The organism is Thermus sp. NMX2.A1 (genome assembly GCF_000511705.1).
Lineage (GTDB): Bacteria > Deinococcota > Deinococci > Deinococcales > Thermaceae > Thermus > Thermus scotoductus.
On record NZ_ATNI01000052.1, the window covers coordinates 1 to 13,888 of the forward strand.

General features: G+C 66.1%; 14 protein-coding genes. 9 read left to right on the forward strand and 5 right to left on the reverse strand.

Annotated elements, in window-relative coordinates; genetic code table 11:
• Together TNMX_RS04255 and TNMX_RS04260 are read left to right on the forward strand one after the other, a co-directional pair.
• The coding region (locus TNMX_RS04255) for an ROK family protein (protein ID WP_038029864.1) at positions 1-477 on the forward strand (477 nt) is incomplete at its 5' end.
• Complete coding sequence (locus tag TNMX_RS04260; RefSeq protein ID WP_038029865.1) at positions 464-685, forward strand: DUF2905 domain-containing protein; 222 nt, start codon at positions 464-466, stop codon at positions 683-685. The genes TNMX_RS04255 and TNMX_RS04260, both read left to right, overlap by 14 nt.
• On the opposite strand, the gene TNMX_RS04265 is transcribed toward TNMX_RS04260, so the two are convergent.
• Positions 596-2,317 carry a hypothetical protein gene (locus TNMX_RS04265; RefSeq protein ID WP_038029979.1) on the reverse strand — a complete coding sequence of 574 codons (1,722 nt, stop codon included), beginning with the start codon at positions 2,315-2,317 and terminating at the stop codon, positions 596-598. The two genes, TNMX_RS04260 and TNMX_RS04265, sit on opposite strands and share 90 nt — an antisense overlap.
• 152 nt (positions 2,318-2,469) lie before the next feature.
• Between TNMX_RS04265 and TNMX_RS04270 the strand changes: the two genes are divergently transcribed.
• The 6 genes from TNMX_RS04270 to TNMX_RS04295 are packed head-to-tail and all read left to right on the forward strand — an operon-like array spanning position 2,470 to position 9,437.
• Positions 2,470-3,303 (forward strand): hypothetical protein, encoded by an 834-nt coding sequence (locus tag TNMX_RS04270; RefSeq protein WP_038029866.1) that lies wholly within the window; start codon positions 2,470-2,472, stop codon positions 3,301-3,303.
• Between the two features lie 52 nt (positions 3,304-3,355).
• Positions 3,356-4,198, forward strand: a complete 843-nt coding sequence (locus TNMX_RS04275) for a hypothetical protein (RefSeq protein ID WP_038029868.1) — start codon at positions 3,356-3,358, stop codon at positions 4,196-4,198.
• Entirely contained in the window at positions 4,195-4,683 is a 489-nt protein-coding gene (locus tag TNMX_RS04280) for a hypothetical protein (protein ID WP_015718257.1), read from the forward strand. Before TNMX_RS04275 ends, TNMX_RS04280 begins: the two co-directional genes overlap by 4 nt.
• Before the next feature lies 1 nt (position 4,684).
• Positions 4,685-7,798, forward strand: a complete 3,114-nt coding sequence (locus TNMX_RS04285) for a hypothetical protein (RefSeq protein WP_038029870.1) — start codon at positions 4,685-4,687, stop codon at positions 7,796-7,798.
• A gap of 31 nt (positions 7,799-7,829) precedes the next feature.
• Positions 7,830-8,990: a hypothetical protein gene (locus TNMX_RS04290; protein ID WP_038029872.1), complete on the forward strand. Its 1,161-nt coding sequence runs from the start codon at positions 7,830-7,832 to the stop codon at positions 8,988-8,990.
• Between the two features lie 15 nt (positions 8,991-9,005).
• Positions 9,006-9,437 (forward strand): hypothetical protein, encoded by a 432-nt coding sequence (locus TNMX_RS04295; protein ID WP_038029873.1) that lies wholly within the window; start codon positions 9,006-9,008, stop codon positions 9,435-9,437.
• A gap of 38 nt (positions 9,438-9,475) precedes the next feature.
• Here TNMX_RS04295 and folE read toward each other — a convergent pair whose 3' ends face one another.
• Genes folE through TNMX_RS04315 form a run of 4 tightly spaced genes read right to left on the reverse strand, consistent with a single transcriptional unit; the run spans position 9,476 to position 12,033 of the window.
• On the reverse strand, positions 9,476-10,084 hold the full coding sequence (gene folE, locus TNMX_RS04300) for a GTP cyclohydrolase I FolE (RefSeq protein WP_038029875.1): 609 nt from the start codon (positions 10,082-10,084) through the stop codon (positions 9,476-9,478).
• Positions 10,085-10,122: 38 nt separating this feature from the next.
• Positions 10,123-10,815, reverse strand: a complete 693-nt coding sequence (locus TNMX_RS04305) for a gamma carbonic anhydrase family protein (RefSeq protein ID WP_015718262.1) — start codon at positions 10,813-10,815, stop codon at positions 10,123-10,125.
• Positions 10,796-11,176, reverse strand: a complete 381-nt coding sequence (locus TNMX_RS04310) for an NUDIX hydrolase (protein ID WP_015718263.1) — start codon at positions 11,174-11,176, stop codon at positions 10,796-10,798. Before TNMX_RS04310 ends, TNMX_RS04305 begins: the two co-directional genes overlap by 20 nt.
• A complete protein-coding gene (locus tag TNMX_RS04315) occupies positions 11,167-12,033 on the reverse strand; it encodes a DUF1028 domain-containing protein (RefSeq protein WP_038029877.1) in 867 nt (288 codons plus the stop codon). The genes TNMX_RS04310 and TNMX_RS04315 overlap by 10 nt, the downstream gene beginning before the upstream one ends.
• Positions 12,034-12,085: 52 nt before the next feature.
• Between TNMX_RS04315 and typA the strand changes: the two genes are divergently transcribed.
• The gene (typA, locus tag TNMX_RS04320; RefSeq protein WP_038029879.1) at positions 12,086-13,849 is read left to right on the forward strand and encodes a translational GTPase TypA; all 1,764 of its coding nucleotides are present in this window, start codon (positions 12,086-12,088) and stop codon (positions 13,847-13,849) included.
• The last annotated feature ends 39 nt before the right edge of the window (positions 13,850-13,888 follow it).

The window sequence follows — 13,888 nt, forward strand, 5'->3', positions numbered from 1 at the left end:
CGGGTCTTGAGGGGGGAAAGAGGGCAGGGAGGGGAGCTCGGCCACATCACCCTGCTTCCCGGGGGGCCGGTGTGCGGCTGCGGGCTGGAGGGGTGCCTCGAGGCCCTGGCGGCGGGCAGGGCCCTGGAGCGGGAAGCCTCCTACGCCTACCACCGCAAGGTGGATACCAAGGAGCTCTTCCAGCTCTTCCAGGAAGGCGAGCCCAAGGCCCGGCGCATCCTCCTCCAGGCAGCCCGCTATGTGGGCATGGGCCTGGCCAGCCTGGTCAAGGCCTTCGACCCCGGGGTGGTGGTGGTGGGCGGGGGGCTTGCCCTAAACGCCCCCCAGGCCTACTGGGAAGCCTTGGAGGAAGCCTACCGGCACTACCTGGCGGGCTGGGAGGCTCCCCCCTTGCGCCGGGCTCTTCTGGGAGGGGAGGCTGGGCTCTTGGGTGCCGCCCTCACCGCCTATCTGGAGGTTCGGGATGGAGGTGGGTAAGGCTCTACTTTTCCTGGGAGTTTTGCTGGTCCTTCTTGGCCTGGTGCTCCTCTATTTCCCCAAGCTCTTTTCCTGGTTCGGCCACCTGCCGGGGGACATCCGCATAGAGCGGGAAGGTCTACGGGTGTACATTCCCCTCACCTCGGCCCTGGTTCTTTCCCTTCTTCTCACCCTGCTCTGGAACCTCCTCGGCCTTCTTCGCCGCTAAGACCCACACGTCCACCGGAGCCTTGCCCGAACGGAAGGTGCCCTCGTCCGACCGCGGGCGGTAGGCCCGCAGGGTACACTCGGCCACCCCCACACCGGAAAAGCGGAGGTGCAAAGGACCAGGGGGAAGGAGAAGCCGATGGGCGAAGGATTCCTCCAGGCGCAGGTGCCCTTCCCCCCAGGCCCCCCGCACGCTTAAAAGAAGCCCCCAGGAATCCTCAGGAGCATAGGCCTCCCCCAGAAGCTCCAACACCGCCTCCTCCTCCAGGGAGGAAAAGTCCAGGTGCGCCTTCTCCCCCGGTTCCAGAAGGGCCAGGCCAAACCCCTGCCCCAGGGGGAAGACGCCTTCGCTCCCTTGCGTGAGCAAGGCGAGTTCCCGTCCCAGCCCTCTTTTGGCCCACACCCTTCCCCCGCTTAGAAGAGCCTCCCGTAGATGAGGGTCAAGAAGGCTTTCGTAGCTTTCCCCTAAGACTTTTCGGTGCCAAGCCTCCACCTGGCCGCGCCCCGCCAAGGCCAAGGCGGTGGCCGCCCGCTCGTGGAGCTCGTGCCTCCGGCCCGGGGACAGGGTGGAATAGAAGAGGCGGCGCTCCGCCTCCCTGGCGAAGCGATACCCTCCCTGGTACACCAGCCACCCCTTGCGCTCCAGCTCCTCCAGGTAAGGCAAGGCTCCGAGGGCATCCAAGACCTGCTCGGGGATGAGGCCGGAGACCACCGAAAGCCGCTCCAAGGCCACCCGGGCCGGCTCGCTGAGCCAGCGGGCCTTAAGGCGAAGCTGGGCCAGGGGGCGCTGGGGGGAAGTGGCACACGCCAGCCACTCGGGTATCCACTCCGGCTGCCCTCCCGCCAAGAAATAGGCCCCCGCCGCCTGCTGGAAGGTGTACCCGGCCAAAAGCCCCTCCCGGGCCTCCAGCCAGCTTAAGGGAGCCAGCTCCAGCACCCGCATGCGCTCTGGGGGATAGTGGGCCCTTAGCTCCAGGAAGAAGCGGGGGTCCTCCCCGGGGTCCAGGCTCAGGACCAGAAAAGCCTTGGAGCGCAGGATTTCCCGCACAGGCACCTGAGGGTAAGGGGATTCCAGGTAAACCAGGCCCTCCGGACGCAGGCTCTGGTGAAAGGCCAAGCCCAGGATCCGGGCCAGCTCCTGGGCCAAGGCCCGCTGGCCCGCTCCAATCCGCCCCCTTAAAACCAAGAGAAAGGGGGGACGCAAGGCAGCAAGCTCCCGCAAAAGCTCCTGGCGCCAGGGAAGGCCAGGAGCGTGCTCATGGCGGGCGCGCACCTCCTGCACCCACTCCCACAGGCTTCCCACTTCCTCCAAGCCCTCCAGGGCTTCCCCGTGCCCCGAGGCTTCCAGCTTCAGCCAGGAAGGTAAGCTCAGGGGATCCTGCCCCTTGGGAAACACCTCCCGCCCAAAGGCCTGGCTCAGGCGGTGGAGCTCCACCCGCAGGTTCTGCAGAGCCGAGCCGTGGCCGTAGAGGAGGTCAGCCAGGCGGGCCCTCGAGGTGGGTCCCTCGAGGGCCAGGTAATAAAGGAGGGCGAGCCCCTTCCGGGAAAGGCGTACCTCCTTGCCCTGGTAAAGCACCCTCGCCCGGCCACAAAGGGGCAGGGCATAAACGGGATCGTTAAGGGCGCGTTTCAAAGCGTTACCTTCCTTGCCCTCCATACTACCACATCCCTGGAAGGTCCCTAGGCTACGGGTCTTCTTCCTGTAACGCTTCCGTAACGCTCCTTCCCTTAGGGTGAGGGCGTCCTGAGAGGCCACCACCTCGAGGGGCAGATTCGGAGGGAAATATGCGCAAAGGCATTCTGGCAGCAGTATTGGTTTTGGCACCCCTGGCCCTGGCCCAGGCTCCCACCGTGGCCCCCACCAGGGGCAACGGCCCCGACGCCTACGCCAAGGGCGCCGACTCGGCCGCCGTGAACCAGACCATCGAGCTCATCCTCCCCAAGGCCACGGCTTTGCACCTGGACGTGACCACCCTGACCTTTGACCTGACGGGGCTGGACGGGGCCTCCTGGCCCAACTCCACGCCGGACTTCGGCGGGCAGATGGTCTGCGTCTATGGGCTTACAGACAAGGACGTCAAGACCCAGTTGGGAGATAACTTCTACAACCAGGTGCAGACCCTGCCCCTGGGCACCAGCTACGCACCCACCACCTGGCCCAACATCGCCATCAATGGCGGCGGGGCGGTGACTGCCTATCCTCCCATCAAGCTGGATAAGGACGGGGAACTGGTGCCGGGGAGCAAGAACTACTTCGTCTGCTACCGCACCTTCGTTCTGCAGAAGTTCTCCAACGGGAAGCAGTGGCACCTGACCGTGAACCGCAACGACCCCCAAGGAGCCCAGGGCATCCAGCACCTTTACATCCAGGACAACCCCTGCGATACCTTCGGCGCGCCCACGGGGCTTTACGAGCTTCCCAACGGAGCCACCCTGGAACTGGTACCCCGCAACCTGCAGGCCGGCCCCACGGGAACCCGCTCTGGCCAAGACCCCGAGCGATGCGGCTACAAGAGCTGGCTGGACGACCTGGTGGTGGTGGCCGTCAAGGTCAACAGCGACCTCTGGGGCAAGAGCACCGCGAACCTCACCTACACCCTGGCCACGACTGCTTGGTAAGCGACCTTGAAGGCCTGGCCCTAGGGCCAGGCCTTCGCCCTTTCGGTGAACCATGAAACGAATCTTTCCCTTCCTCTTCACCCTGGCCCTCAGCGCCCTGGCCCAAAGCACCCTGGGTGTGGAACCCCCTGTACTCCTCAAGGAAGCCAAGCCAGGGGAGGTCCTCACGCAAACCCTCACGGTCTACAACGTGGGCACCCGCCCGGTACGGGTACGGGCCAGCCTGGGGGACTGGACCTACGATCCCATGGGAAAGATCCAGTTTCTCCCCACGGGCTCGCTAAGGGAAAGCGCAAGCCCATGGGCCACCTTCTCCCCGGCGGAGTTCCTGCTTGAGCCCAAGCAGAGCCGGCCCCTCACCTACACCCTCACCGTGCCCAAGGAGGCCACTCCCGGCACCCACTGGGGCATCCTCTTCCTGGAATCCGAGGATCCCAACCCACCTCCCGGGGTGCCCCTGGCCACCTTCCGGGTGCGCATGGCCCATGTCTTTTACGTGAACATCGCCCCCCTGAGCACCGCCGGGCGCATCACCGGGATCGTGCCCAGTCCCCCCAAGGCCTCCCAGGATCCCTACCGCTTCGCCATCCAGTACCAGAACACCGGCAACACCGCCCAGAAGCTTTCTGGCCGCTTTGAGGTGCGGGATGGCTCGGGGCGCAAGGTGGCGGAGGTGGAGGTGGAGGAGGTGGTGGTCCTGCCGGGCCAGGTGCGCATCCTGCCCATCACCCTGGTGGGTCCCTTGCCCGTGGGCAACTACACTGCCTTGGCCATCCTCAACTACGGCGACGCCACCAAGGACGTGGCCGCAGACCTTCCCTTTACCCTGCGCACCCCCTTGAGCGCCCCTCCTGCGCCCCCTGCGGACGAGGGGGAGAAAGGAAAGACCCCATGAGAAGTTGGCTAACCGCTTTCCTCTTGCTGGTTACCCCAGCCCTGGCCCAGGCCACCTGGATCGTCCAGACCTTGATCCCCGAAACCATCGCCCTCCGCACCCCCACCACCCAGATTGCCTTTGACCTTCAGGACTACCCCCCCAAGGCCTTCCCCGCCACCTACCCCGCCAGCAACCTGGAAGGGGGCATCCTGCCCGTCCAGGTCTTCTCCAACGCCCCCGGGGTGTGGAGCCTCCTCCTGCAGATTCCGGATCTCAAGGATCAAAACGGGGTTTTGCTTCTGCCTGCCAGGCAGGTCCTCTACCGGGTGAACGGGGGGCTTTGGCTTAGGGCCGACGGCACCCCGCAGATCATCTACACCCAAGCGGGCCCCACGGGGGACTGGCTGGAAATCCACCTGGAGTTTGCCCTCGAGCTTCTCGGCAACGAGCGCGCCGGTAGCTACGTGGTCCAGGCCCTGGTCACCGCCTTGAGGCAACCTTGAGATGAGGCGTTTCCTGGCTCTTTTCCCCCTTCTTTTGGGCCTAGCCTGGGCCCAGGTGCACTTCCTCCCCACCCCTGGCCTCGCCGGGGTCCCGGGGGACTACCTCACCTTAAGCCTGAGGGTGGAGGGAACAGGGTCGGTGCGCTTCCGCCTCTTTCCCCCGGAGGGCTGGCAGGCTCTTTCCCAGGAAAGGCAGGCGGTGCTGGAGGGAAAGGAGGAAACCCTGAGCTTCACCCTAAGGGTGCCGCCTCTGGCTGCAGGCACCCAGGGGAAGGCCTTGGTGGTGGCCTACGAGGGGGAAAAGGAAGTGGCCAGGACCGAGGTGGCGTTAAAGGTGTTGCCCTTAATCCAGGTGGCCCTATCCGCTCCCGCCACCCTCGAGGCCAGCCTGGGAGGACCTTTTGAGTTTCCGGTCTACGTCAGCAACCGCTCCAACCAAAAGGAGGAGTTCCTTCTGCAGGCGGAAGCCGCCATGTTCCAGGTGTTTTTAAACCCCGCTGGCCTGAGCCTGGCTCCCGGGGAAACCGGGGTGGTGCGGGTGCTGGTGAACCCCCAGGGGGAGATCTCCGCCGGATACCGCTTCTACATGAAGCTTCGGGTCACCCCCAGGACCCAGCCCGAGGCCCGCAAGGAAGCCGGGATCATCGTGCTTTTCAAGGACCCCTTGCTGGCAAGGGGCCAAGAGGGCCGGGATCCTGAGCTCACCCTGGGCCTAGGCGTGGCCTTGAGCCTGGGGGCCACCTTGGAACAAGGCCGGCTCCAGGGGCAGGTGGGCTACCTTCTGGCCCCCAGCGTAAGCGGGGCCCTTTCGGACTACGTGACGGCCACCGCCGCCACCAGCCCCTTGACCGGAGACCTCCAAGACCCCCTGCGCCCACCCCAGGCCCTCACCCTAAGCCTCAAGGGCGAGGGCTGGGAGGCCCGGGCCCAAGGGGGGCAGGGAGGCTTCGGCCTGGCCTCCACCTTCCGCCTGGATCCCGTGCGGCTGAGCCTCGAGGGCACCTACCGCCCGGAGGCCCTGGGCCTTAGGGCCAGCGCGGTGAGCCTGGACAAGAACCTGGACCTGCAAGGGGCCCTCTCCACGCAAACCGCCCCCACGGGCCGCCAGGACAACCTCAGCCTGCGCTACCGTCTTCCCCTGGAGGGAGGCTTCAACCTGGGCCTCGGCACCGACCTCAGCGGCCAGACCGGGGAAGGCTACCGCCTTTCCCTGGGCTTGAGCCAAAGCCTCACCTGGCAGACCCAGGACCTAGAGCTAGTCCAGAGTTATGGCGGTGTGCCCCTGGCTGGCCTCCACACCCTGGGCCTGGCGGGAGGCACCCGAAACCTTTACCCCTTGGGCCTTCGTGGAAGCACCAGCTTGCAGCTGGGACCCAGCCAGGGACTCTGGCAAAACCAGCTTACCCTTTACGCCCAGCCGGTGGCCGGGGCCTTCTTAAGCCTTACGGGTAGCTACCGCCAGCAAGGGGAAAACCGGAGCTTCGGCCTGGCCCCAAGCCTCAGCACCACCTTTGGCGAACCCGGGGTGTACGCCGGAAGCCTCAGCCTGGGCTACGGCTTGAACCGCAAGCTTTCCGGGGAGGCCCCGGAGAACCAGGGCTACCAGGCCAGCCTCACCCTGGGTACCCGCAACCTCAGCCTCTCCGGCTACCTGCGCTACCTCCTCCAGGAAAACCCCTTGTGGGAAGGAAGTCTTTTGCTCCGGATGGCCCTGGAGGGAGGGAGCCTCGAGGGGCAGTACCTGATCAAGCGGGGAACGGAACGGGACCTCACCCTCTACGGGGCTGCCTGGAACCAGCTCTGGCCCGGAAGCCTGCAAAGCCGCCTTTTCTACGAGTACCGCCTGGAGGAGGCCACCAGCCAGCGCCTGGGCCTTGCCCTAGCCCAGCGCAACTTCCTGGAAGCCGGCCTCTCCTTGGGAGCCTCCTATACCCTTCTCCTGCAGTCCGGGGAGACCCGCCACGCCTTTGGCCTCAGCCTGGCCTACACGCAAACCTTCACCTTCACCACGCCCAAGGAGGTGGTGGACCTCTTCGGCGGCCGCAAGGGGGGCGAAATCCTGGGCAGGGCCTTCCGGGATGAAAACCTGAACGGGCGGCTGGATCCAGGCGAGGCTCCCTTGGCCGGGCTAAGGGTCTGCCTGGGACAAACCTGCGAAACCACCGACGCCGAGGGTCGCTACCGTCTTTTCGTGGCCCCAGGCGAAGGTGCCCTCGCCTTCCCCAACCTTCCCGCCACCCTGGCCCTTCTGGGGGAGGAACGGGTACAGGTCACCTTAAACGCCAGCCTGGAGAAGAACCTCCCCTTCGCCCCCGCCACCACCCTGGCCGTTCAGGTGCTGGACGGTGGAAACGAGCAGGGTCTAGCCTTCGCCGGCGTCTGCGCCGAAGGGCTGGTGAAGCGCTGCACCCGGGCGGATGCCAACGGCCGCGCCCTCATCGGGGGGCTTTTCCGGGGGGAGTACCGGGTCTACGCCGACCCCCGCTACCTGCCCGAGGGCTACCGGCAGGAAGGCGGGGTCCAGGCCCAGGTGGATCCCAGCGCACCCCCCAAGGCCATCCAGGTGGTGGCCAAACCCCCGAAGCGGGAGGTGGAGGTAACCTATACCGCTGACCGCCTGAGCCTGGTGGCCACCGCCGACCCCTCCACCCCCATCGCCGGAGCCGAGGTGGAGATCAAAGCCCTGGTCCAGGGGGAAGTCCAGCAGGTTTTCCTGGATCTGCCCTCAGGCCCGGTGGCCTTAGTCCGGCAGGAGGGAAACTACTACGCCGCCCGGATACGCCTGACCCTGCCCCCGGGGTTCCACACCCTCTCCGTCAAGGCCAGGGGTCAGGGGGAAGCGGAGGCTCCCCTCTTCCTTCAGGTGGTTTCCGGCTCCCTTTATAGCCCCAGTTCCCTGGAAGGACCCAAGGTGAAGATCGCCCTGCGCTTCCGGGCCACCCAGGTGGCCCTCACGGAAAAGGGCCAAAGCTTCGCCCTAAAGAGCGAAGACGGCTACACCTGGACCGGGGAGGTGCCCTTGAGCCCCGGTCGCTACACCCTTTTGGTGCTGGCCGACGGGGAAAGGCTAGGACAGCTGGACCTGGCCATCCCCTCGGAGAGCGCAAATCATTGAGGTAAAGGATTCAGGAAAGGAGAGAATGGGTATGCGGTATTGGTACGGGATTCTTTTAGCGGTGGGGCTCCTTGGAGCCTGCTCCCAGGCTCCCCAAGGCGTGAAGCCCCAGGTGGCGGTAGGCACCTCGGTGACGGTGGAAAAGACGGCGGTGCCCAAGTTCAAGCGCACTTACCGCTGGACCATGGAGAAGAAGGTGACGGACCCAGCAAGCGGAACCCTTACCCTGGCCTCAGGGCAGTCCCACCTGGTCAAGTATGCGGTATACCTGGTGGGCACGCCCACGGATTCGGACTTCCAGGTGGAGGGCACGGTCACCATCAAGAACACAGGCGGCGTGGATGTCCTCCTGGAAGCTCCCAGCGATACCCTCTCCACGGGGGAGACTGTGGCCCTTAACTGTGGTGTAAGCTTCCCCTACACCCTGCCCGCAGGGCAAACCCTCAGCTGCACCTACAGCCAAGCCCTGCCCAACGGGCAAAGCCGGACCAACACCGCCACGGTGAACTGGACCAGCAACGGGGAAAGCGGCACTGCCTCGGGCCAGGCCAGCTTCGCCTTCACCACGCCCACCCAGGTGGTGGACGGCAGCGTGCAGGTAAGCGACCCCTCGGCCACCCCGGTCAGCGCCATCAGCGGCATCACCCCCGAGGGCGTGATCTCCCAGACCTACTTCTTTGAGCGCTGGGTCAGCTTTGATAAATGCGGGGAGTACCAGGTGGACAACACCGCCACCTTCACCACCTCCACCACCCAGACCCAGGGTTCCGCCTCGGCCACGGTAAAGGTTTCCGTACCCTGTGCGGGTGGGTGCACCTTAACCCAGGGCTACTGGAAGACCCATTCCCGCTATGGCCCCGCTCCCTACGACGACACCTGGGCAAAGATAGGCGAGGATACTCCCTTCTTCATTTCTAGCCAGAGCTATCACCAGGTTCTCTGGACCTCACCCAGGGGGAATGCCTACTACATCCTGGCCCATCAGTACATCGCCGCCAAACTGAACACCCTGAACGGAGCCTCCACCACCCCTGAGGTGGATGCGACCCTGGCCTGGGCGGAAGGCTTCTTCGGCACCTATAAGCCCACCGACTCCCTGAGCAAGACCTTGGCCAACCAGGCCAAGGGGTACGCAGCCACCTTGGACAGCTACAACAACGGCCTCATCGGCCCCGGTCATTGCTCAGAGTAAAACCCTGGAGGAAGCATGAAAAAGATCGGCTGGCTCTTGCTCCTCGCCCTTGCGGCCTGCTCGGCCCCTCAGGGCATCAAGACCACGGGGAAGCTGCGCATCCAAAGCGTCCAGCCCGATGTGGTCTCCGGGTGCACCGTGCGGGCCGGGGATTGGATGGCCCTTAAGGGCAACACCTTTGGCACGCAGGAGGAATGGGATGCCGGCATCAACCGGGCCCTGTTTCCCCCGGATCCAGGCCTGCCCGCGGAAAACCCCGAGATCACCCAGGCTGAGAATCCCGCCACCTTGATGTTCCGCGTGCCCGTGGGAGCGGAAAGCGGCATTCTGAGGATCCACGTGGAAGGCGTGGGGGATGCGGAAATCCCCATTGCGGTGGGAGGCATCTCCCCTGAGATGGCGGTGCCGGGGTGCGAGGTGCCTGCGCCTCCGCAAAACCCTGACTAGAAGCACCGGACCAAGCCCCCCTGCCTAGGCGGGGGGGTTCACTTTAGGTGGCTCAGGAACTCCTCCCGGGTCTTCTGGCTTTCCCGGAAGACCCCCAGCATGGCGCTGGTGGTGGTGCGGGAGTGCTGCTTCTCCACCCCCCGCATCATCATGCAGAGGTGGACCCCCTCCACCACCACCCCCACCCCCTGGGGCTCGAGGATCTCCTGGACGGCCTCGGCGATCTGCACCGCCAGGCGTTCCTGCACCTGCAGCCTTCTTGCAAACATGTCCACGATGCGGGCGAACTTGGAAAGGCCCAGGATCTTCTCGCCCGGGATATAGCCGATGTGCACCTGGCCGAAGAAGGGCAGGAGGTGGTGCTCGCACATGGAGTAGAACTCTATGCCCTTCACCACCACCATCTCGCTCCCCTCGGCGGGGAAGAGGGCCCCGTTGACGATGGCCTTCAGGTCCTGGCGGTAGCCCCGGGTGAGGAAGGCCCAGGCCTTGGCCACCCGCTCGGGGGTTTTCACGAGGCCTTCCCGGCTGGGATCCTCCCCGATGACCTCCAGCCATTCCGCTGCCAGGCGCTTCAGGCGCCCCAGGTCCACGTGGGTTTCAAAGGTAAGACCCGTATCCTCGAGCTCCACCATCTTGCGCTCCATCTTGCCACCTCCGTTCCTCCCCCTGTGTAGCCTCGGGCTCACTCCGGGGCGAGGAAACCCTCCTCTACCAGGGGCAGGGCCTCTTCCAGGGCCAGGGGAAACCCCTGGGAAGCCCGCCTCAAGGCTTCCAGGGCTTCCTTCCGGGTGCGCTTCAGGTGGAGGTGAAGCTCGCTAAAGGGGTTTAGGGCATCCTGGCCTCGCAGGGTAAGGCGGTAACGCCTGGGAAGGTCCATGGCCAAAAGCCCCTTTCGGTACCGCTCCGCCAGGGCCCGGTACCGGGGAGCATTGCCCGGGGGCTCGGCGGGACCCTTGACCCGGGCTGGAACCCCCAGGGCCAGGGCGCCCTCGGGGATCTCCATCCCCGGGGGAACCACCGCCCCTGCCCCCACCACCGCATTCCTGCCCACCCGGGCCCCGTTCAGCACCACCGCCCCCATGCCGATCAGGGCTCCTTCCTCCACCACCGCCCCGTGGACCACCGCCCGGTGCCCCACGGTAACCCCAGCACCCAAAAGGCAGGGAAAACCCGGGTCCGCGTGGAGAACGGCGCCATCCTGGACGTTGCTTCCCGGGCCGATCACCACCCGCTCCAGATCCCCCCGCACCACGGCGGCAAACCAGATGGAGGCTCCCTCCCCCACCTCCACCTCCCCCACCACGTAGGCCCCGGGGGCGATGAAGGCGCTGGGGTGCACCCTGGGAAGCTTGTCCTCAAAGCGGTAGACGCTCAAGGGCCACCTCCAGAAGGCGCAGGTCCTCGGGGAAGGAAAGGAGCAAGCGGGCCTCCTCCAGGCTGAACCACCCTAGGCCCGTCATCCCCTTTTCCAGGCGGGGCTCCCCGGTGCCCCGCATGAGGAACCAGTGCACTTCCCGCTCCACTCCCTTGGCGTTCACGTAGCGGGTGGGGAAAAGGGGAGCCAGGACCTCCGCCTTTACCCCGGTTTCCTCCAGGACCTCCCGCACCGCGGCCGCCTCGAGGGTCTCCCCCAGCTCCGGGTGCCCCTTGGGAAAGACCCAGAAGCCCATGCGGTCGCGGAGGAGGAGCACCTCCCCCTTCTCGTTGAAGACCACACCTCCCGCCCCTAGCTCCATGGGTACCTCCTCTTGAGGTAGCTCAGGGTGGCCTCGTCCACCTCCGGGCCTCCCTGGTAGCGCTCCTCCAGGTTCTCCATGCCGATCAGGGCAAGGAAAGCGCGCTCCGTGGCCTCGTCAAACTCCCCGTGCACCTCCCCTGCGTAAAGCCCAAGGCTCCGGAGCACCCCCTGCAACCACCGCACCTCCTCCGGGGTCAAGGGGCGGCGCTCCTTGGGCCTCTCAAAGAGGAGGCGGTGGAGGGAAAGCAGGCGGAAAAGCTCCTCCACCGGCTCCGGGTGGTCGTCGGCCCGGAGGTCGATGTACCGGTCCCAAAGCCCTCCGTACCCCTTGCCCTCCCCCACCACCAGAAGCGCCGCGGACTGCTTGCCCCTTTTATCCCCTCCCGCCTCCTCCCCCGCCTTTAAGGCCAGAAGGAGCCTTTCGGGAAAAGGAACCCCTTCCTCCTGCAGGAAGGTTTCCACCATGGCCTCCACCACCTGGGGACCCGCCAGGAGGTTGCCCTGGGCGGCGAATCCCTTCCCCGCCCTCCCCCCGGCCCAGGGATGGCACTCCCCTCCGGTAAAGGTGAGGGCCTCGCCGCGGGCGCTCACCAGGCCGAACTGGCGCCTTTCCAACCCGGGATCGGTGCGCCGGAAGGCCTCCAGGACCCCTTCTGGGCTTGCCCCTTGCTCCAAAAGGGCCAGCCCCTGCGGCCCAAAGCGGGGATTGGCGTAGGACTGGGTGGCGATCGCCCCCACCCCCGCCCGGGCAAAGGGAACCACCGAGCCCACCGCCAGGAACTTGCTGGCCACGGCCACGCCCAGGTCCCCGGTTTCCGGGTCCTGGGCCACCAGGGAAAAGGTGGCCACCACCATGCCCCTATCCTACGCGCCCCCGCGTGGTAGAGTGGGGGGATTGGGTGCGCCCATGGAGATTAGAAACATTGCCATCATTGCCCACGTGGATCACGGGAAAACCACCCTGGTGGACGCCATGCTCCGCCAGGCCAAGGCCCTGGCCAAGGAAGAGGGGGAGCGGATCCTGGACTCGGGCGACCTGGAGAAGGAGCGGGGCATCACCATCCTGGCCAAGAACACCGCCGTGGTCTGGGATGGGGTGAAGATCAACATCGTGGACACCCCCGGCCATGCGGACTTCGGCGGGGAGGTGGAGCGGGCCCTTTCCCTGGTGGACGGGGTGCTCCTTCTGGTGGACGCCGCCGAGGGCCCCATGCCCCAGACCCGGTTCGTTCTGCGGAAGGCCCTCCAGGCCGGGCTCAAGCCCATCGTGGTCCTCAACAAGGTGGACAAGAAGGAGGCCCGCCCCGACGAGGTGCTCAACCTCACCTTTGACCTCATGGTGGAACTGGGGGCCACGGAGGAGCAGCTGGACTTCCCCTACCTCTACGCCATCGGCCGGGATGGCCGGGCCTGGCGGGAAGCGCCCAAAGAAGACCTCTCGGAGCTTTTCCAAACCATCCTCGAGCACATCCCCTCACCCAGGTGGGAGGAAGGGCCGTTCCAGCTTCTGGTGGCCAACCTGGACCACTCCCCCTACCTGGGGCGGATCGCCATCGGCAAGGTGGCCCGGGGCCGGGTGCGCAAGGGGGAAAGCGTGGCCATCTTGAAAGGGGACGGGGTCCTTTCCGCCAGGGTGGTGGCGGTCTACACCCACCAGGGCCTGGAGCGGGTGGAGGTGGAGGAAAGCCTCCCCGGGGACATCGTGGCCCTGGCGGGAGTGGAGGGCGTGGGAATCGGGGACACCCTGGCCGCCAGAGAAGCCCCTGAGGCCCTTCCCCGCCTGAAGGTGGACGAGCCCACCGTGGCCCTCACCCTCACCGCCAACACCTCCCCTTTCGCCGGACGGGAGGGGGCGCACGTGACGGGCCAGAAGCTGAAGGAGCGCCTCCTTAAGGAGCTTCGCACCAACGTGGCCCTCCAGGTGGAGGAGGTGGGCCCCGAGGTCTTTGAGCTTAGGGGCCGGGGGGAGCTCCATCTGGCCATCCTCCTGGAAACCATGCGCCGGGAGGGCTACGAGTTCAGCGTGGGCCAGCCCCGGGTGCTCACCAAGGATGGCCTCGAGCCCTACGAGCTTCTGGTGGTGGAGGTGCCCCAGGACCGCTTCGGAAGCGTCATGGAGGCTTTGGGAGCCCGCCGGGCGGAGATGGTGCACATGGAGGTGGGGGAAAGGGTGCGGGCGGAGTTCGTGGTCCCGGCCCGGGCCCTTTTCGGCTTCCGTAGTCTTTTCCTTTCCCTTACGGGAGGAGAGGGGCTTCTAAGCCACACCTTCCACGGCTTCGGCCCCGAGGCCGGCCCCATCCCCACCCGCACCACGGGAAGCGCCGTGGCCATGGAGGCCGGGGTGGCCACCGCCTACAGCCTGAACCGCCTGCAGGAGCGGGTCCAGTTTTTCATCGAGCCGGGCACCGAGGTCTACGTGGGCATGATCGTGGGGGAGCACGTGCGGGAAAACGACCTGGATGTGAACGTCACCCTCGCCAAGAAGCTCACCAACATCCGGGCGGCGGGCTCCGATGAGAACATCCGCCTGGTACCCCCAAGGCGGCTTTCCCTGGAGGAGGCCCTGGAGTTCCTGGCCGAGGATGAGCTTCTGGAGGTAACCCCCAAAAGCCTTCGCCTGCGCAAGAAGGTGCTGGACCCTTCCCAGCGCAAACGCTTGGTGGGGAAGTAACCCCCCTTGCCCCCGGGTCCGGGCGGTGTAGAATCGGCC

What these genes read in the sequence shown, in the direction of transcription:
- TNMX_RS04260 (WP_038029865.1), top strand. Translation starts at nt 464, where the DNA reads ATGGAGGTGGGTAAGGCTCTACTTTTCCTGGGAGTTTTGCTGGTCCTT.
- TNMX_RS04270 (WP_038029866.1), top strand. Translation starts at nt 2,470, where the DNA reads ATGCGCAAAGGCATTCTGGCAGCAGTATTGGTTTTGGCACCCCTGGCC.
- TNMX_RS04275 (WP_038029868.1), top strand. Translation starts at nt 3,356, where the DNA reads ATGAAACGAATCTTTCCCTTCCTCTTCACCCTGGCCCTCAGCGCCCTG.
- TNMX_RS04280 (WP_015718257.1), top strand. Translation starts at nt 4,195, where the DNA reads ATGAGAAGTTGGCTAACCGCTTTCCTCTTGCTGGTTACCCCAGCCCTG.
- TNMX_RS04285 (WP_038029870.1), top strand. Translation starts at nt 4,685, where the DNA reads ATGAGGCGTTTCCTGGCTCTTTTCCCCCTTCTTTTGGGCCTAGCCTGG.
- TNMX_RS04290 (WP_038029872.1), top strand. Translation starts at nt 7,830, where the DNA reads ATGCGGTATTGGTACGGGATTCTTTTAGCGGTGGGGCTCCTTGGAGCC.
- TNMX_RS04295 (WP_038029873.1), top strand. Translation starts at nt 9,006, where the DNA reads ATGAAAAAGATCGGCTGGCTCTTGCTCCTCGCCCTTGCGGCCTGCTCG.
- folE (WP_038029875.1), bottom strand. Translation starts at nt 10,084, where the DNA reads ATGGAGCGCAAGATGGTGGAGCTCGAGGATACGGGTCTTACCTTTGAA.
- TNMX_RS04310 (WP_015718263.1), bottom strand. Translation starts at nt 11,176, where the DNA reads ATGGAGCTAGGGGCGGGAGGTGTGGTCTTCAACGAGAAGGGGGAGGTG.
- TNMX_RS04315 (WP_038029877.1), bottom strand. Translation starts at nt 12,033, where the DNA reads ATGGTGGTGGCCACCTTTTCCCTGGTGGCCCAGGACCCGGAAACCGGG.
- typA (WP_038029879.1), top strand. Translation starts at nt 12,086, where the DNA reads ATGGAGATTAGAAACATTGCCATCATTGCCCACGTGGATCACGGGAAA.